Origin of the sequence: Vibrio sp. 1F279, assembly GCF_041439815.1 — a bacterium.
GTDB classification, from domain to species: Bacteria; Pseudomonadota; Gammaproteobacteria; order Enterobacterales; family Vibrionaceae; genus Vibrio; species Vibrio tasmaniensis_A.
Window position 1 is genome coordinate 36,820 of sequence record NZ_JBGOOU010000028.1, and the last position, 18,401, is coordinate 55,220.

General features: G+C 43.4%; 18 protein-coding genes. 6 read left to right on the plus strand and 12 right to left on the minus strand.

From position 1 onward, the window contains the following. The first annotated feature begins 20 nt into the window (after nt 1–20). Together ACED60_RS18505 and ACED60_RS18510 are read left to right on the plus strand one after the other, a co-directional pair. On the plus strand, nt 21–740 hold the full coding sequence (locus tag ACED60_RS18505; RefSeq protein ID WP_135381715.1) for a membrane lipoprotein lipid attachment site-containing protein: 720 nt from the start codon (nt 21–23) through the stop codon (nt 738–740). A 177-nt stretch (nt 741–917) separates the two neighbouring features. Further along, nucleotides 918–1,418, plus strand: coding sequence for a hypothetical protein (locus ACED60_RS18510; RefSeq protein WP_371728163.1), 501 nt, complete (start codon nt 918–920; stop codon nt 1,416–1,418). A 104-nt stretch (nt 1,419–1,522) separates the two neighbouring features. Here ACED60_RS18510 and ACED60_RS18515 read toward each other — a convergent pair whose 3' ends face one another. From ACED60_RS18515 to ACED60_RS18530, 4 genes are all read right to left on the minus strand, one after another. Then, the gene (locus ACED60_RS18515) at nt 1,523–1,777 is read right to left on the minus strand and encodes a DUF3297 family protein (RefSeq protein WP_029223190.1); all 255 of its coding nucleotides are present in this window, start codon (nt 1,775–1,777) and stop codon (nt 1,523–1,525) included. A 243-nt stretch (nt 1,778–2,020) separates the two neighbouring features. Beyond that, the gene (locus ACED60_RS18520) at nt 2,021–2,479 is read right to left on the minus strand and encodes a GNAT family N-acetyltransferase (protein WP_371728164.1); all 459 of its coding nucleotides are present in this window, start codon (nt 2,477–2,479) and stop codon (nt 2,021–2,023) included. A gap of 67 nt (nt 2,480–2,546) precedes the next feature. Continuing rightward, the gene (locus tag ACED60_RS18525; RefSeq protein ID WP_017107965.1) at nt 2,547–2,681 is read right to left on the minus strand and encodes a hypothetical protein; all 135 of its coding nucleotides are present in this window, start codon (nt 2,679–2,681) and stop codon (nt 2,547–2,549) included. 24 nt (nt 2,682–2,705) lie between these two features. Continuing rightward, nucleotides 2,706–3,836: a PcfJ domain-containing protein gene (locus ACED60_RS18530; RefSeq protein WP_371728165.1), complete on the minus strand. Its 1,131-nt coding sequence runs from the start codon at nt 3,834–3,836 to the stop codon at nt 2,706–2,708. A gap of 235 nt (nt 3,837–4,071) precedes the next feature. Here ACED60_RS18530 and ACED60_RS18535 point away from each other — a divergent pair, with 235 nt between their 5' ends. From ACED60_RS18535 to ACED60_RS18550, 4 genes are all read left to right on the plus strand, one after another. Then, the gene (locus tag ACED60_RS18535) at nt 4,072–4,494 is read left to right on the plus strand and encodes a universal stress protein (protein ID WP_012604051.1); all 423 of its coding nucleotides are present in this window, start codon (nt 4,072–4,074) and stop codon (nt 4,492–4,494) included. A 181-nt stretch (nt 4,495–4,675) separates the two neighbouring features. Then, complete coding sequence (locus ACED60_RS18540; RefSeq protein WP_371728166.1) at nt 4,676–6,058, plus strand: DASH family cryptochrome; 1,383 nt, start codon at nt 4,676–4,678, stop codon at nt 6,056–6,058. Beyond that, nucleotides 6,055–7,614 carry a cryptochrome/photolyase family protein gene (locus ACED60_RS18545; protein WP_371728167.1) on the plus strand — a complete coding sequence of 520 codons (1,560 nt, stop codon included), beginning with the start codon at nt 6,055–6,057 and terminating at the stop codon, nt 7,612–7,614. Before ACED60_RS18540 ends, ACED60_RS18545 begins: the two co-directional genes overlap by 4 nt. Further along, nucleotides 7,614–8,354: an SDR family oxidoreductase gene (locus ACED60_RS18550; protein WP_122046628.1), complete on the plus strand. Its 741-nt coding sequence runs from the start codon at nt 7,614–7,616 to the stop codon at nt 8,352–8,354. The genes ACED60_RS18545 and ACED60_RS18550 overlap by 1 nt, the downstream gene beginning before the upstream one ends. A gap of 147 nt (nt 8,355–8,501) precedes the next feature. Here the strand turns inward: ACED60_RS18550 and ACED60_RS18555 are convergent, their stop codons facing one another. From ACED60_RS18555 to ACED60_RS18590, 8 genes are all read right to left on the minus strand, one after another. Further along, the gene (locus tag ACED60_RS18555; protein WP_371728180.1) at nt 8,502–9,386 is read right to left on the minus strand and encodes a PA4780 family RIO1-like protein kinase; all 885 of its coding nucleotides are present in this window, start codon (nt 9,384–9,386) and stop codon (nt 8,502–8,504) included. 89 nt (nt 9,387–9,475) lie between these two features. Further along, nucleotides 9,476–9,619 (minus strand): DUF2256 domain-containing protein, encoded by a 144-nt coding sequence (locus ACED60_RS18560; protein ID WP_076671818.1) that lies wholly within the window; start codon nt 9,617–9,619, stop codon nt 9,476–9,478. A 423-nt stretch (nt 9,620–10,042) separates the two neighbouring features. Further along, entirely contained in the window at nt 10,043–13,759 is a 3,717-nt protein-coding gene (locus tag ACED60_RS18565; protein WP_371728168.1) for an SbcC/MukB-like Walker B domain-containing protein, read from the minus strand. A 5-nt stretch (nt 13,760–13,764) separates the two neighbouring features. Then, nucleotides 13,765–15,018 (minus strand): exonuclease subunit SbcD, encoded by a 1,254-nt coding sequence (gene sbcD, locus ACED60_RS18570; protein WP_371728169.1) that lies wholly within the window; start codon nt 15,016–15,018, stop codon nt 13,765–13,767. A gap of 227 nt (nt 15,019–15,245) precedes the next feature. Then, nucleotides 15,246–15,818, minus strand: a complete 573-nt coding sequence (locus ACED60_RS18575; RefSeq protein ID WP_012604060.1) for a porin family protein — start codon at nt 15,816–15,818, stop codon at nt 15,246–15,248. Nucleotides 15,819–16,325: 507 nt separating this feature from the next. After that, nucleotides 16,326–16,982: a glutathione S-transferase family protein gene (locus ACED60_RS18580; protein ID WP_371728170.1), complete on the minus strand. Its 657-nt coding sequence runs from the start codon at nt 16,980–16,982 to the stop codon at nt 16,326–16,328. Nucleotides 16,983–17,273: 291 nt separating this feature from the next. After that, nucleotides 17,274–17,870 carry a LysE/ArgO family amino acid transporter gene (locus ACED60_RS18585; RefSeq protein ID WP_041472819.1) on the minus strand — a complete coding sequence of 199 codons (597 nt, stop codon included), beginning with the start codon at nt 17,868–17,870 and terminating at the stop codon, nt 17,274–17,276. 14 nt (nt 17,871–17,884) lie between these two features. Continuing rightward, nucleotides 17,885–18,343, minus strand: coding sequence for a GNAT family N-acetyltransferase (locus tag ACED60_RS18590; protein WP_017097442.1), 459 nt, complete (start codon nt 18,341–18,343; stop codon nt 17,885–17,887). Between the last annotated feature and the right edge of the window lie 58 nt (nt 18,344–18,401).

The window sequence follows — 18,401 nt, forward strand, 5'->3', positions numbered from 1 at the left end:
AACAAACGTTAGGAAATATCATGAACAAATCACTTATCGCACTCGTTCTTACTGCTGTTTTAGCAGGTTGTTCATCTGGCAGTGGTTCTGAACCGGCACAACCTCAATTTGATGGTGACTATGGTTTCGAAAACATTGACCCAGGTTTCGGAAACGGCGACTCTGATAGTGATGTCGACAATGGGTTTGATAATATCGACCCTGGATATGGCAAAGATGATTCAAAAAACATTGCTGATACCATTGAACAAGCTGATCTAGGCTTCATCTACATCCCAGATATCGGTGATGTACCATTTTTTAATAAAGACACAGGTGAAGCTCATATAAGCGCCGTAAAACAACGTTCTGATGATCACGAAACGCTATACAGCATCTACGTAGATGATAAACGTGTTGGTGAAATCATCATTCGTGATAACTATGTCAAAGTTAGCTCTGGAGACAAGATGATCTCAGGTGAGCAGAAGTCTTATCTTGATACTGAACATACCTTTTGGACTATTCGAGGTACGAACGGCAATGTAGTTGGTGACTTTAAGCGCCTCGACGATGGTGTTTGGGTGTTCCGTGAAGAAATGAACCGTGAAACATTTGTGGTTAAGTATCACGACGGTCAGTGGAACTTCATCCCTGTCGCAGACATTAAAAACAAGGTTAAAGACAACTTGCCGTCGCAAGCACAAGCCACCAAAGTGCGAGCAAAAATGCAGGTTAATAAGCTACGTACTTTGAAGTAATACTTATCACCAATCCCATATCAAAAAGGCATCCTCAAATCCAAGAGGATGCCGATCAAGCATCAACCAAGAATACATAACTAAAAAGCTCAAGGAAGATCCGGACTAGGTTACTAATTTACTGGCATTCAGTACTTTGAATTCGCCGATATTTTGTATACATAAGCGAGAGCTCCAATGACCATCAAAAAGTTTCCCCTTCTGACATTAGCCGCTGTCTTGCTGTTCACTATGTCTAACGCACAAGCCAATCAACAAAACCAAGAAGAAACTGCGATAACATTTGGCCTATCGGCTGAACGTGGGTGGAGAGATTGGTCTGCTTCTTACATCAAGTATCGTGGCCCGGGAAGCATAGGTTATGGCATCGAGTTTACTCGCTCGGCTTATAACGAAGGTGAAGAATCGTACGAATACAAGCAACACGACAACGAATATCAGTTTCACGCCCCTATTGGTATCACCGAAAACTTGTACATCACCCCAGGTTACGGGATTAAGCGTACCCATATGGACGTCACTTTGGATAACCGTGAGTTCTCTGACACCTCAACCAAACAAGTTGGTGGCTTAGATGCAACCTACATCATGGACAGTGGCTTTGTTGTAACCGCAGGTTTTGATAAAGCAGAAGGTGAAGACGTCGAGTTTTCGATTGGTGCAGGTATCGCATGGTAAAGTCGACTTAAGGAATCATACGCAAACAAAAAGGACCTAGATTTCTCTAGACCCTTCTATATAACAGCGTTTTGTACTCGACATTATCGAGTTACACGAAGTGATTAATCTTCGATGTAGAAAGCTTCTACTGTGCCTTTAAGAGTAATAAGCATTGGCTGACCAAAACGATCTAGCGCTTTTGGAGAAGGGATCTTAACCCAACCTTCGCTGATACAGTATTCTTCAACATCAGTACGCTCTTTACCATTTAGACGAATGCCGATTGGGTATTCGAAACACTCAGCCACGTGGTGTGGGCTGCGTGGGTTACCTGCAAGATGATCTGGTAAAGCTGGTCTTGAATTAGTATCGCTCATGTTCATTACCTGTATGTACGTAAATAAAAAAAGTGCGTCATTCTAGTCAATATAGGCTTAGTGCTCAACAACTGGTGCAATAAATCGTAGAGATCGTTTTAATCAACAGCGAGTTGTTTGATTTAAAGGCGATATAGGCATGAGTTTCAACGAAAATTTAACAGAGTTATGCATTGTTGATGAAAGAGAGAGCTTCATTACTCGAAAGGCAGATAACCTAATATCAAAGTTTTTATTCCGAACTTATCGATTAAGTTCAATACTCATCACTTTATGGTTCGGTTCTGATTCGATATCGACGATTGACCAACCAAGAGAAAGGTACAAAGGCGCAATATTGGTGTAGGCGTACAACTTAGACGTTGAATCTTTCGAGGGTTGGGATTGATAATAGTCTGTCATTTGTTCAACACCACGATTAATCAATTCACTTGCAATACCTTGGCCACGCCATTGAGCATCAACATAAACAGCATTAATCCAAACCACATCCCGCACTTGATGAGGTTCCTGAAAATGGGAATACGCCAAGCCACCAATGACCACATTATCGCGAAGTGCTGTTATTGCTGGTGGAAGTTGCACGCTGTCTTTATAGGTATCTTTAAACTTGAAATCAGACCATTCGCTTTGAAATAAGCCCTCTAACTCACTCCAATAAGGCGAGCTTTCATCGCAATTTCTAAAGATTACTTTCTGCATTTTTTCCGTCCTTTGAAAGGGTGTGATTCGGCTATCCTAGCCTTTTTTAATTTAAGTGTAGGTAAAGCTACTCTTCTTCTTCGTAACTGTCTGCTGGGTCTTCATTGATTTCTTCGCCACACCCCAAGCATTCGGCTTGCAAATCCGTTGGCATCACAATAATCAAACCACAATGCGGGCATAAATCACCTTGTTGAAACATCCTGTTATTCCTTCTACTTCATGGCTATTGCTTAGGGTACTTTTGCTTACTCACTTCTAACCAGTCATGGATGACTTGGCGAGCCGACTCCGATGGCGGTGCATTTCGTTTTCCGCAAATTTGGTCAATCTCAAACGGAAAGGCTTTGCTTGGAACACGACGTAGGCCGATGGTTAAGCGCTGAGGCTTAAGCATTCGAAATACCACATAGCGGTCGCTCATGATTCGATTGTGATAGACGCCAATACAATGTTTTTGTTCCACGCCCTCTTGTTCAAGGTCGTAGTAATCAGTAAGCGGATGAATGTTGTCGTTACCTAGCAAAGGAATTGGATAAGGGATGTCCATGTCCACAGGGCGATTCCCTTCTAGACGGCGTAACTGACGCTGTTCTGTCCATCTATCATGCAGTTGCTCAAACATAGCAAAGGAATTTTGACTGGTGATGGCACGCAATGGATCGTCCATCTCCAAATCTTGACCCAGTAAAATCGCGTCTTGGAACATGGCCATCTTTGAAGGCGCATTGAGCCTTCCCTCTTCAACCATTGCAATACCTAATCGACTGCCGGTTAAAAACGGATGAACCTGATCCAAACGCAGCGCTGTGTAGCCTACTTTAGAGTAATGTTTGAATTTGAGCACACGTCTTTGCAGCGGCTCGAGAATGCGAACAATGTGGTCAAGCTCATCACCGATGTCGTAATGCAGCTCTAGCTTATCGATAAATTTAAGGGTCGCTTTACTACTGTCTAAGCCCAATTTGGCTAAGATTCTCTTTTGTCCTAGGCGACTCAGTTCCAATGCTTTCTTGTTATCGACACTGTGTTTCATGCAGATTAACGCCAAGATAACCGGTCGTAATTCGAGCAGTTGAGCCGCCTCATAAGTGTTCGCAGCTAACCAAAGCATTTGATATTGATACTCGGGAAAATCATCAGTGATTTCACGATAACGAGCAGGTAACGAATCTAACCAACGACCATTTACATCAAATTGTTCAACGAGGTTGAGACTTAAACCAATACCACCATCGAGCGGGCGTCGACCATCGTCAAACACATGAAAGCCCACGAGCTTTTGTGACCAATCTCGGATCTCAATATCGTAGTCGAAACCTAACGTCCTAGTGGGAATGGTGAGTAGTGCTGTCATTGATGCCTCTTCGTTATTGGCGCATTAAACCGTAAAGCCTATTTAACAGAATAAGCTAGCGCTTCAACCACTATAACAACCTTTTGTAAATTTCTTATCAATCAAAGCGATATAAATACGATAGTGCTTAGAAGAACATTGAATGATGATTTTATGCAATATGAGATCTCTTCGATATCATTTGTGCTAACAAAAACTATGCTTGTTATATAACTGATAACACGAGGCTTTAATTATGGAATACCGACATATTCTGGTCGCTGTTGAAATGTCCGACGACACTAAGATTCTGATTGATCGAGCGACCTTCTTCGCAAACAAACTAGAGGCTGGCATTTCGTTTGTTTATATCGACGGCACGCATGGAGAGATTTACCCTGAACTCGTTGATATTCAGGGAAATGAAGGCGATCTACCCATCAATGAAGATTCCGTTAAACATTTGAAAGAGTTTGAGGCCTACGCTAAACACCCAATCAAGCACATATTCGTGGGAACGGGAGATTTGAATGATAAGCTCAAAAATACCATCGAGGTAAATGGCGTTGACCTACTGCTATGTGGTCATCACCATGATTTTTGGCATAAAATTATTTCCCATTCGAAACAGATCATCGACACATCTCCAGTGGACATTCTAATCGTTCCAATGGATTAGATACTACCGTTCGAACTTTAAAACTTCCTGCATTGCCAGCCTCTATCGGTATTATTGGTTGGCTTACATCCCCTCTTATTTACCCCAATCCAACTATCACCCACTTGCTAATTTCATTTGTGATCTTGTCGGCTTATCAACTCGTAAGCGTCTAATAATTAAAAAATTACGAGTGTAAGTAATGAAAAAGATTGGTCTCTATCTTTTTACAAACGACTTAAGAATCAACGACAATCAATTGCTCCATTGCGCTGCGCAGAGCGTCGATAAACTCATTTTTGTGATTGTCGAACCCACTTTGGTTCGTTTCTCTGCTGATTTCGCGCAAGAACAAAGTTATGGCGCGCATCGCCAGACCTTTGTTTCACAATCGATAACTCACCTAGAATCGAATTTAGTTAAGTTTGGTCAGCAACTTGTCGTGATTCACAGTAATCATTTAGAACCAGACGCAGCCGAGCAAACACTCAGCCAAATCATTGCTACACAACACGTCACCCATTTTTTCGCCAATGCACATTGCGGTTACGATGAGCGACGATTGATTGATTCAGTTCACCGTCGTCACCCTGACTTAATAACATGCTTGCCACATCACTCGACCTTGTTTGACTCACATGAGATGCCGTTTGAATTATCAAAAGTCCCGAGCTCGTTTACCAAATTTAGAAAGCTAGTCGAACACTTAGACGTTAATCGCAATGAGACGGTTATTTCAGCTCTACCACCAGCAGTGAGACTAGCATCGACATCGACAATCTCATCATTCAGTTCACCAAATGATGAAAGCGCAGTAATAAGCGATTATTTGGGTGGAGAAGATGCCGGACTAGCGCATTTAGATAACTACTTCTCACATGATTACGCCCTTAACTACAAGCAGACTCGAAACGCATTTGACGGCATCGAAAACTCAACAAAGTTCTCGCCGTGGTTAGCACTCGGTTGCGTTTCGCCTAAAACGATTTATTGCCATTTAAAACAGTTCGAAGCCGATCATGGCAGTAACGATTCAACCTATTGGATCTACTTTGAGTTGTTGTGGCGCGAATATTTCTATTGGAAGTGTTTGTCATTGGGTTCGTCGTTGTTCGGTGAAACCTCAAACCATAAACTCGACTCTTCAAACTCCTCAGCGACGTTGAACCTGAATTTAGCCAAATGGAAAAGTGGCAATACCAACTATCCGATTGTCGATGCATGTATGCGCCAACTTAACGAAACAGGCTATATGTCTAATCGAGGAAGACAGCTTGCCGCTAGCTGTTTGATCTATGAACTAGGGATCGATTGGCGACACGGTGCAGCCTATTTTGAGAGCCAACTTATCGACTATAACGTGGCATCAAACTGGGGTAATTGGGCTTACATAGCCGGAGCCCTCAACTCTCAGGTAAACACCCAAGCCAACAAGCAAAATAATGCTAAACAACCTAAACCTAAATCACGACATTTTGATTTGGGTAAGCAAACAGATATGTACGATCCAGACCATGCGTTCATCAACAAGTGGAATGCGAGCAGCAAAGAACCTGCCTTAACTAACATTCAGGATGTGTTATGAATTTCAAAACCGTGCGCCTTGTCTTAGGCGACCAACTCAATATCCAGCACTCTTGGTTTCAACAGGTTGACGACGAGGTCATTTACATCATTGCCGAACTTAAGCAAGAGACTGACTACGTTGCATCGCACATCCAAAAGGTGGCGGCTTTTTTCTCGGCGATGGGCTATTTTACCGACGAACTCAAACAACAAGGTCATCAGGTACTCCACTTAACTCTTGATGACACGACTCAATTTGAAAATTTCGATGCGCTATTGCAGCACTATGTCCACGAATTCGGCGCTGAGAAATTCGAATATCAAAGGCCAGATGAATATCGCCTTTTAGAGCAGATGAACAAGCTGAAGCTCACTAATGCGACCAAAGGTTGTTGTGATACGGAACACTTCCTCTTTCCATTCGAAGAGATAGAACAACAGCTTCCGAAAAACAAACACATCATGATGGAACATTTCTATCGCCGAATGAGAAAGCGCTTCGACATTTTGCTAGAAGACGGAAAGCCCGTTGGTGGAAAATGGAATTACGATGCGAGCAATCGAAAGAAACTCAAGAAAAAAGACATTGAAAGCCTGCCTCAACCTCTGATGTTTGCCAACGACATTTCCGCGATTTTAGAACGCATCGAGCGTCATCAAGTTCAAACCATTGGTGAAGTTGGCGACCAATTATTATGGCCAGTTAACCGCGCACAAAGCTTGTCTCTGCTCGCTCATTTCTGCCAAGTCTGCTTACCGTTATTTGGGCAGTTTCAAGATGCGATGACGACAGAACACGATTCAAAATGGAGCTTGTATCATAGCCGCCTCTCCTTTTCGTTGAACAGTAAACTGCTAAGTCCCCAAGAAGTGATTGATGCTGCGTTATCAGCTTATCAAGCTCCTTCTAAGCCAAATGCACCCACTATCGATATTGCACAAGTCGAAGGGTTCGTACGCCAAATTCTAGGTTGGAGAGAATACATACGTGGCGTTTATTGGGCGAACATGCCTGCTTACGCCAACAAAAACCACTACTCAGCAGACCGTCAGTTGCCTCATTATTTTTGGAATGGGCAAACCAAGATGAATTGTATGAAGCACGCAATTGATCAATCCCTCGAGTTTGCTTATGCGCACCACATTCAAAGGCTTATGATCACTGGCAACTTCTGTTTAATCACAGGCATAGACCCTGACCAAGTAGACAGTTGGTACCTCGGTATTTACGTCGACGCGATTGAGTGGGTTGAAATGCCAAATACGCGAGGTATGGCACTGTTTGCGGATGGCGGGATCGTCGGAACCAAACCATACTCTGCCAGCGGTTCTTACATCAATCGTATGAGTGACTACTGTAAAGACTGTCACTACAAGATAAAAGAACGCAGCGGAGAGCAATCCTGCCCTTTCAATAGCTTGTACTGGCGCTTTATGAACCAACACCGCGATGCATTAAACCGTAATCCACGCATGGGCATGTTATATCGCTCTTGGGACAACATGAATGAACAAGACCAACAAGCGATACTCAAGACCGCAGAACAACGAATCACAAACTTGGAGAATTTATAATGGTTGAGCAACTCAGATTACACATACTAGTTGTTGGTGGGAGTGGCGGTATTGGTTTCGCTGTGGTTAAACACCTATTATCTGAGCTGTCTCGGTTTGATTTTCTTGATGTGCATGTAGACGCGACTTACCACTCTCAACAGCCAGAACTAGAAAACAGTCGTTTGAACTGGCACAAAGTCGATGCAACCAATGAAGCTGATATTGAGCAACTCAGCAAACAGTTTGAAAAATTGGACTGGTTGATAAACTGTGTGGGTATGCTTCACACACCAGAGCTCGGCCCTGAGAAAAACTTGTCTTCTATCGACCCTGAGTTTTTCCTGAAAAACATTTCGGTGAATACCCTACCCAGCTTATTATTGGCAAAGCACTTCACACCGGTTCTTAGAACGAGCGACAATCCAAAGTTTGCTGTAGTTTCCGCAAAGGTAGGTAGCATTTCAGACAACAGATTAGGTGGTTGGTATAGTTATCGGTCATCGAAAGCGGCACTCAATATGTTCATCAAAACCATGTCGATTGAATGGCAACGCACCATTAAGAATGGCACCGTATTAGCGCTACACCCGGGCACAGCAGACACGGCTTTATCTAAGCCTTTCCAGACCAATGTCCCTGAAGGTAAGTTGTTTGAGTCGAGCTATGTCGCCCATCAATTGGTGGACATCATTCGCACTGCTACACCTGATAACAGTGGGCACTTCTACGCTTACGATGGTGAGCAGTTAAAGTGGTAGTTAATACCAGTGGCCGTCTTTCATGAGTGTTAAAAAAAATAACCCAACAGAGTTGAGGCTCTATTGGGTTATTTTTTGAAAGAGCGCCTTAGTTTTTTAAGGCGTTATGACTGACATTTTACGAAAGATCAAAACGGGTCATTACGTCTACTCAGCCCAATTGAACTTACTGTCGTCTACACCTTCTTTCTCTTCTTTAACACGCTCGCGTCGGTGTTGTTCTTCAATTCGCGCAGCATCTATCTCTTGCATAATGGCTTCGATGTCTGCCAAATCGTCAGTTTCTGTAAACTCGCCCGTCAGCTTGCTGTCTGGCTTTAAGTCGCCTTTCTCGTAAAGCGCCCACATTTCCTTGGCATACTCGGTTTTCGCCAATTCAGGAGCAAACTGAGCGTAGTAGTCACGGATATTATTGATGTCACGAGCCAACATCCACTCAGCGTTGTTGTTCGCCGAAGCATCAACCGCTTGTGGTAGATCGATAATCACCGGACCGTATTGATCAACCAATACGTTAAACTCAGACAAGTCGCCATGGATCAAACCAACGCAAAGCATTTTAACCACGTAAGTCATCATCACCGCATGATCTTCAATCGCTTGTTCTGGTGGCATTACAACATCGTTCAAACGTGGTGCAACATAACCATCATCGTCAGTGACCAGTTCCATAAGCAGCACGCCATCAAAGCAACCGTAAGGGACAGGCACACGTACGCCCGCTTCTGCCAGTTTATATAAGGCATCCACTTCAGCACTTTGCCAAACCTTTTCTTGTTGCTCTCGACCAAAGCCAGAGCCTTTTTCCATCGCTCGAGCACGGCGGCTATTTCGGACTTTTCGGCCTTCACGATACGCGGTCGCTTTTTTAAAGCTGCGCTGGCTAATTTCCTTATATACCTTGGCACAACGGATCGTATCGCCGCAGCGTACAATGTACACAGATGCTTCTTTGCCACTCATGAGTTGGCTTGTCACCTCGTCGACTAAACCATCGTCAACTAAAGGCTGTATTCTTTTAGGTATCTTCATGTCGTCTTTATACATGAGTTACCTGACAGATAAAATATTAACTCGTTAAATGAGTGGTTATTCTCAATAGATTCTTAAATGAAGGGAGATTATGTGGGTTTTGTCTTATGGCGACGACAACGTTCAGAGCAATAAATCACCTCTTCCCAACAACGTTGCCATTTTTTACGCCATGAGAATGGTTTGAGGCAAACGGGACATGTCTTGGTGGGTAGATGTGGTTTCTTGTGCATGGCCGCTTCCTTTTTGATGAGTCCACTTCCTGCGTCTACTAGTGATTCTCTATTACGCTCGATTCTCGCTTCAGGGAGTGACGAAGGTAATACGACCAACCCCAGATTCCCTATTACGTTCGTACCTCACTTGAAGGAATGACGAAGGTAAAACCAACAAACCTAGAGTCCCTACTACGTTCGTAGCTCACTTTAGGAAATGAAGAAAGTAATACCAACAACCCCAGATTCCCTATTACGCTCGTGCCTCACTTTAGGGAATGACGGCTGCTTTTTATTCGATCCTGACATTAAGGGATGACGGCGAAGTGATTAATTACAACTTCCGACTCCGTCATCCTCGAGAAGGAGGAACGACTGAGTCGGGGATCTGCTTCATCTAGCTTTATTTCTATTTCTGCGCTGATGGAATATAGCTAGAACCTAAGCAACAACCTTATACTGCTTCTCCATCTCACTGACACCTAAGCCAGAGTGTTTTGTTACTTTAAGCTGAACAGGCACTCGCTCTTTCAGTGCTTCAACGTGACTGATGACGCCAATCATCTTGCCTGACGCATTCAGGTTATCGAGCGCGTTTAGGGCAATGTCCAATGTGTCGCTATCCAGCGTGCCGAAACCTTCATCCAAGAACAGAGAATCAATACTGGTTTTGTAGCTCACAAGATCAGAAAGCGCTAATGCCAACGCCAAGCTCACCAAGAAGCTTTCGCCACCGGATAACGTCTTGGTATCACGCATCACATCGCCCTGCCATGTGTCGAGCACTTGAAGTTCTAAGCCATCATCGGCTTTACGTTTTAGCTCATAACGACCATGTAAACGCTGTAGCTGCTTGTTCGCCAAATACACCAAGTTTTCCAGAGTTAAACCTTGGGCAAACTTACGAAATTTATCGCCGTTCTTAGAACCGATAAGTGAGTTCAGACGTGAGATATCATCAAACTCGACCTGCTGTTCGTCGATCTGCTTGAACAGATCTTGCTGATTACTGCGGTTCTGGCTATCCGTTTCAAGATTGGCAGAAATTGCGCCGATCTTTGTCGCATGGCTTTGTTGTGCGTTTTGGCATTCAGTAGTTGCTTCTTCAACTTGCTGTTGGTCTTGCTCTTGCCATGCTTTCGCATTTACGTGGTTTTGTAGCTCCACTTGCGTCGCTTTGGCGGTATTCAACCTTGCTTGTGCACTGACAATCGCTTCGTCTAAAGACTTCTTCAGGCTTTGAAGTTGAGTTCTAACCTCCTCATCCAACAACGCCGCTTCAAAATTTACCTCATCTTCGAATGGGCTCGTTTTCAGTGCTTCTAACCAAGCATTCGACGCTTGTGTGTAACTTGACTGCTTGCTAGTCAACTCTTCAGAGAAGCTAATGTGTTTGGTTTGCTCAGTTCGATGTTCCAGCTCGGAGCGGTTAAGCACCAACTGCGCGGCATCAAATGCATTTACCGCTTCGGTGACTTTTTGCTTCATCGCATTGCTGGTGGCTTGAATGTCTTTGTCACCAAACAACTCTGTTCTTTCAGCACTAATACGAGTCAACTCTAACACTAGAGACTCACTCTGTTGCGTGAGTGTCGCGAGCTCTTTCTCAACACTGCTTAGCTTGTCATCTAAGGTTTTCAGTTCGGCATTTTGAGTAATCAGCTGCTTTTCAATATCGGCCTGTTGCTGTTTGGTTTGCTGCCATGTGCTTGATGCTTGCGATTTCGCAGTAAACCAATCATCAATATGTTCAAGTTCAGGCGCTTCGATAGCCGTTTGAACAATGCTCTCTTTCAGAGCGTTCCATTGCTGTTCTTTTGTTTGAGCTATCTGAGCCACTTGTTCGTTCGTGCTGTGATTTTGCTTATTCAGATCCGCTAAGCGTTGCTCGGCCAACTCGAGATTAGACTGCGCCTTGTCAGCCATAACACTTGCAGACAAGCGTTGTTTCTCAGCTTCGGCATAGTGTGCTTTCGCATCAGCCAACGCTTTGAGTTGCTGTGAGCTCTGACTTAGTTGAACTTCACACTGCTGAGCAAAGGTCGCGACTATAGCTTCATTGCCTAAATCGTTAATCGTTAGCAACGCCAGTTCAGGAGCAGTGCCAACGAAATCAGATAAGCTATGTTGAAGCTTGCCGACAACGCCTTGCCAATTCAGTTGAGCTTGTTGAATATCCGCTTGCGCTCGCTGAATGTCATCGTTAAGCGCCGCAATCATAGGGGCCAGAGAATCTAACTGCTGACGATGCTCTTGGCCTTCTTTTTTGATGGCCGTTAACTCTAGGTTTTCCGTTTCTTTTTGAGCAACCAAATTTGCAGTGTCTTGTGACTGTTCAATCGAATGGTCTGTTGAACCACATAGCGGGCACTCAGAGCCTGATTCTAGAGCTGCACGGTATTTCGCCAACTCGCCTTCTTGATCAATCAAACGCGTTAATCGCTCAAGCGAAGTCTCTTTCTCTTTATATCGCTCCACCAACACTTCACGTTCTTTCGAAAGCTTGTCGACCAATTGGATGTTGGTCTGATGTGCCTGAGTTTTTGCGTGCAGCTGTTGCTGGGCATTTAGGAAACCACGGTTGATCTCAAGTAATGAGTGCGTATTGCGATTCCAGTACTCCAACAGATCTTTTTGCGCATTCAATACTTGTTCGCTGATGTTGCCTTGCAATGCTTCCCACTGTTGCTTTGCACTACTCTCTAGCACAACCAATTCACTTAAAGTTTTGTCTTGCGTTGCTTTAGCTTCTTGCGCAGATTTGATGATCGTTTGCTGTGCATCAACCGCAGACAAAGTTTGCTTCGCTGAGTTTAGTTGTTCTGCATGTTGACGCTCTAAAGTACGAACTTGCTCAACTTTGGCTTGCCATTGACCTAGGTATTTTTCCAGATGTTGGTCAGCTTGATGCGTATTTAGGTACTCAGTGCAGAGTTGATCTTGTTGCTTTAGTGCATCTATTTTTTGGACTAACACGACCTGTTGATTGCGCTGCTGCGTATGTTGTTCGTTTAGCGTATTCGCCGCATTAACGGCCGCCGTTTGCTTATCTTTGAGTACGGCAATTTGGTTATCGAGCGGACGGACGAGATCGATGATCTTCTCTTGATCTTGTTGCTCGTTTTTCGCTTGTTGGACAATCGCACTGCTTTGCGTCAGTTTAGTTTGCGCGTCTTGCTTTTCTGCATCACGAACGGCAAGTAACTTGGTGCTGTTATCTAGGTAAGCTTGAGTAGTGTTCACCTCTTGTTCGCAACGCTTTAAATCTTTGTGCATTGGGCGCAGCTTTTCAGCCGGCTCACTGTTCGCTAAGCGCTCTAATGAAGGTTGATTACGGTCTAGTTCATCTTGAGCGGTTTTAAGATCGTGTTCACTGGCCGCAATAGTTTGCTCAGCTTTGGTCACGTCTTTCCACCAGCTTAGATGCGCTTGCCACTCTTTTAACTGCTCGGCTAAACGCTTCTGCTCTACTTCTAGCGTTTCACGCTCTGCGGTCAGCTCTTGGATTTGCTCTTCAGACAGTAAGCTCACACCTTCGGCTTTCGCTTTAAGGTGATTAAGCGACTCTTCACTCGACTTAAAATGATCGTAGATACGCTCTGAAATCAGGCTATAAACTTCGGTTCCCGTCAGCTCTTCAAGTAGCTCGGCACGGTCGTTAGCATTGGCATTTAAGAACGCCGCAAACTCACCCTGAGACAACATGATGGATTTAGTGAAGCGTGAAAAATCGAGCCCTGTTACCTGCTCCACCAACTTAGTTTTCTTGGTCAGCATGGTCTCTAAGACTTTGTCGGTGTCAGCATCGGCAAATTCACACGTTGGCGTTTGTAATGCGCCATCGTGTTTTCCGCGAGCACGCTTTTGGTGGAAGTTCGAGCGGTAAGTTTTGCCCTGCACTTCAAATTCCAGTTCAGCAAAACACTCACCCGTGCCACGTGTCATTAATTCATTGTTGCCTTTGGCAATGCTCTTCAAACGCGGTGTGCGGTGAAACAATGCCAAACAAATCGCATCAAGAATAGTGGTTTTACCCGCCCCTGTTGGGCCAGTAATCGCAAACAGACCATTTTCTGCAAACGGTGATTGGGTGAAATCGAGCTTCCAACGTCCTTTCAAAGAGTTCAGGTTTTCAAATTCTAGGCTTAAAATCTTCATACTGGTTACTCTTCTATTTTGTTTGGCGCTTGAGCGCTCTCGGACACTTCAACCATCACTTGTTTAAACTTCACTGTCATTCGCTCTAAACGCGCTTTTTCAGAATCCGTTTCAAACTCTTCTAAGGCAATACGCTTGCTAAACACGTCCATCGGGCTCAGTTCAGATAAGGTCTCTGCCGACTCTTGCTCTAATGCTTGATTACGACGCTCTCTTGCTCGGCGCAGTTGAAGTACTTCCACATTCAAACCGTCAGTTAATGAGCGCATGCGATCTTGTAGATCCGACAAGTAATCTTGCGCTTGCACTTCTATCGATAACCACACGCTTTGTTCGCTATCTAAACTTATGTATTGGTTCAGCTGAGATTCGATCTCGCTCAAGTCGCCTTTGATTTCAGCTAGAGGTTGGAATGTAGGAACGGGCAATTGACAAATGGTTCGCACGCCCTCAACAAACTCAACCACACATACCTGCTTTTGAGATTTAAGTTCGTCAAAGCTTAAAGGGATTGGTGAACCGCAGTAACGAATGTATTCACGCTTTGCCACAACTTGTGGGCGGTGGATATGACCAAGTGCAATATAGTCTGCGTCTGGGAAGCCATCAGCGGCAAAACCATCAAGGTTGCCGACATAGATGTCGCGTACCGAATCCGATTGTTGAACACCCATTGCCGTTAAATGACCAGTAGCGATAATCGGCATGTGCTCGCTGTTTTCAAACTCCGCACGTTTTTCTACAGCGGCATCATAAACACTTTGGTAGTGCTGTTTGATTGCATCGCCGAGTTGCTTCTGACGCTCAACGCCTGTGACGCCCGCCTGGCTGGTCAACACATCACGAGGGCGAATAAAAGGAATGGCACAAACCAGCGCTTCTACATCGCCGTTCTTGCCTTTTAGTTCGACAACCTGAGTCGCATGATCTTCATTGGTGTTCGGAATCACGTCTGCACCCATGTATTTGAGCAACTGTTGTGTCTCTTTAAGCACAGAGACTGAATCGTGATTTCCACCTAATAACACCAATTGGCAGCCGATCTTGTTCGAATCGACCACAAACTTGTTATACATCTCACGAGCGTAACTTGGCGGTGTGCTGGTATCAAAAATATCGCCAGCAACAATGATCGCGTCGATGTCGTGCTCAGTAACTTGCTCAAGTAACCATTGTAAAAACCGTTCATGTTCATTCTTACGGCTTTTATTGTAGAAGTTTTGGCCAAGGTGCCAATCGGACGTGTGAAGAATCTTCATTGCTGCTCACTGGAAGTCGGTAATAGCTTTAATTTACCAAAATACCGATCAACTACCAAATGAGTTAGCATTATTTACCGTTTATAAGCTTGTGAAAACCAACTAATTTCAGGCTTTGGATCAACTATGCCCATAGCGTGACCAATCATTATTTTTGACATAAAAAAACCGCTCAACGTTAGAGCGGTTTCAAGTGTCCACAGCTTTAAGCTACTTAACAAAAGCCATTAAAAATTGTATGAAGCACCTAATGTTACTGTGCTAATGGCAAGAGATCTGTTAGTGATTGTATTCTTGCCTTTATTAGATGAGTATTCGTCAACACTAATTCCATCACCTTGAGATATCAAACGAAGGGTTAAGTTGTCAATTGGAGTATATTCAACACCAATACCAAAATGGAACCCAGCATCAGAATCGTCTTTTAAAGCACCATTTCTAGCATTTAGATCAACGTAACTCATGCCCATTAGCACGAACGGGCGGATAGAATTATCAAATGTATAACCAACATTTGCAGAAACAGAAAGTGATGTAGGAGAAAAAACCTTAGTACCCACCACTTCATAGTCAGCATAGTCTGTATATCCCAACTCAATACCTACGATACGGTTAAAATGGTAACCGCCGTAAAGACTATAACCCATATTTTCTGCATCTAAACTCCCCCCACCGTCAGTGTCTGAGTCTTGGTACACACCAAGGCCTGCACCAATGTATGGACCACCCTCGATACCAGCAGCAAATGTAGGAAGTGAAACCAAGCCAACTAGGCCCAATAGATATGTTGATTTAAGCATGCAAATACCCTTATTGTTGTCTGTCCTACAGCAACGTTAGTTAACAGCCAATAGTTTTCGACACTACTCCACCTGTTACGTTACTGTTTATAATAAATTAAATAAGCAACCCCGACGAATAATAAAACACCGTTCATTTGCGGGGTGAATGAGAAGATATCACAAGATTTTCAGGTCATCAAACGAACAATAATAGACACTTAATAAAGTCTTATTTATGAGACAGGTGTATTTCCTGCGGCGTAATGAGTACTAAAACACGTATAAACTTGATAGTAAATCTGAGTGTCATCAATATTAAACTTATTACAATCAAGTTGTTACCGCACAATTAAATTGTTACTCGTTCTCAAAAGAAATCTGAATCTTCACGCCTAAACATAAAAACTCATCCTGTTTATATCTTTATCCAATCAAAGATATAAACAGGAGAGTGAGTTTTATTTTTGGAGGGTATTTATTTAGTGCAACGTGCCATTAAAATATATTTCAATTAAATTCATATTATTAACGAACTTCAGCGAGACTAGCCAAGTAGTTATTCGTTAAATAAAAGCCGCTGAACTTGTCAATAAAGTCCGCTGGAACGGTTTTATCGGTCAATCCAGATTCAATCAGAGCCGCTTGCCAACTCTGTACTTTCGGGAAGCTTTCTAGCATATCGAAGCCTGAACGCTCTTTAATTACAAATGCTCGGTGTAACAGTGGTAACCAAGCGATGTCGACGTTAGAGATGTAGTCCCCTTTAAAGAACTCAGTATCACCCAGTTTTTTCTCTGCCTTTAGGAACGCCTTTTGTAAATTGGCTAAGCGTGTTTCAAATGTCTCTTTGTCTTTACTCGCCATGGTGCCGCACTGTGGCATGTAATGTTTGCTCGCTTGATAAGACCAAGCACGGTCGAGTGCTTTCTGCTCGGGTGAAACCTCTTCAATAGGCGTATATTTATCGTCTAGATATTCAACAATTGCATCAGATTCAAAAAGGACGGTGTCGTTCTCTGTAATTAATACAGGTACCTGCCCGTTCGGTGAGATATCCAAAAACCACTGTGGTTTGTTATTCAGTTCAATGTACTCAATTTCAAACGGGACGTTTTTCATTACTAGTGAACCCATTACACGTTGAACAAATGGGCAGTTTTTAAAGCTAATCAATTTAGTCATTTTTGGCTCCGAATCGGGTTAATAATTTCTTGTTACACCCCTAAGACGAACCCAAAATCCAAAAGACGAAGAATAATTCGTTATTTCACGAAATAATTTAATTTGTTGTTATCAAGACGTTTAAAACCAACAGAGAAATGCGAAATCTTTGCAAAGAATAATTAATAGCTAGGGAGGCAAGACAGAGGGATACAGTACTAATTACTAATTAACGAGCTAGCAAGCTAACAAGCCGTACTTTCCCCACCAGCGTTCAACTGATGAGGAGAAGTTAACGAAAGCAGAGTAAAACTAAACAACCAAAGATAGTGCAATAGATGCCATGATCACTCCTACAACAAACTCCAACATCTTCCATGATTTCGGGTTCTTAAACATTGGAGCTAAGAATCGTGCACCATAGCCAAGTAAAAAAAAGAACACGAATGAAGCCGATACTGCACCTGCACCAAACAACATTTGATTTGGTTGATATTGTGTAGAGATAGAACCCAGCAATACCACAGTATCCAGATACACATGCGGATTAAGCCAAGTAAACGCTAAGCACATGGTAACTGCTTTGGTTAAAGAGTTTTTGGTTTCGACACCGGCTTCTAAGGCATGATTTTCGGTAAATGCTGAGCGAAAGCTCAAGAATGAGTAAACCCCTAAAAAGATAGCCCCACCGTAACGAGCAAACTGCTCAATTTGTGGAAACTGATCAACGATTGCACCAAAGCCCATCACACCAAAGCTGATCAGTAATGCATCTGAAATCGCGCAGACAGCACAAATAGCAAACACATGCTGATTCTTTAAGCCCTGTTTAAGAACGAACGCATTTTGAGAACCGATCGCGAGAATAAGCGAAAGCCCGAGAGTAAAACCTGCAAAATAAGTCGGCATCAAAGGTTAGCCTCTTAACGTAACTCAATACTCATGAAATGACTGTGCGGGTCTAACACATAATTAGCAAAAGGTTCACAGTAACCAAAGCCAAATTTTTGATACAAATTACGCGCTGGCTTAAAGTAGTCTTCCGATCCCGTTTCTAGGCTAATACGTCGATATTGGCGAGCGGTTGCCGTATCCAAAACGTGCTGTAATAGCTTGCTTGCGACACCGGACTTTCTTGCAAACTGCGAGGTTCTCATTGACTTCAGTTCAGCGTGTTGTGTATCAAGCTCTTTAATGGCGACACACCCAAGCAGTTGGCTGTCTTTCCAAGCACTGAAAAAAGTAATCTCTGGCGACTTGAGCCCCTCTAGATCCAGTGCATGAACGCTTTCGACTGGCGATGTCGCATACATATCAGCTAAATGCTCTTCGAGTAGCTCAATAACCTCTCCACCCGACAAATCATCAATTTTTATTTCCATAACTCTTTAATTATCCTTAATAATTTTTTTATCCGTTTTAGATACAGTAAAATTACGC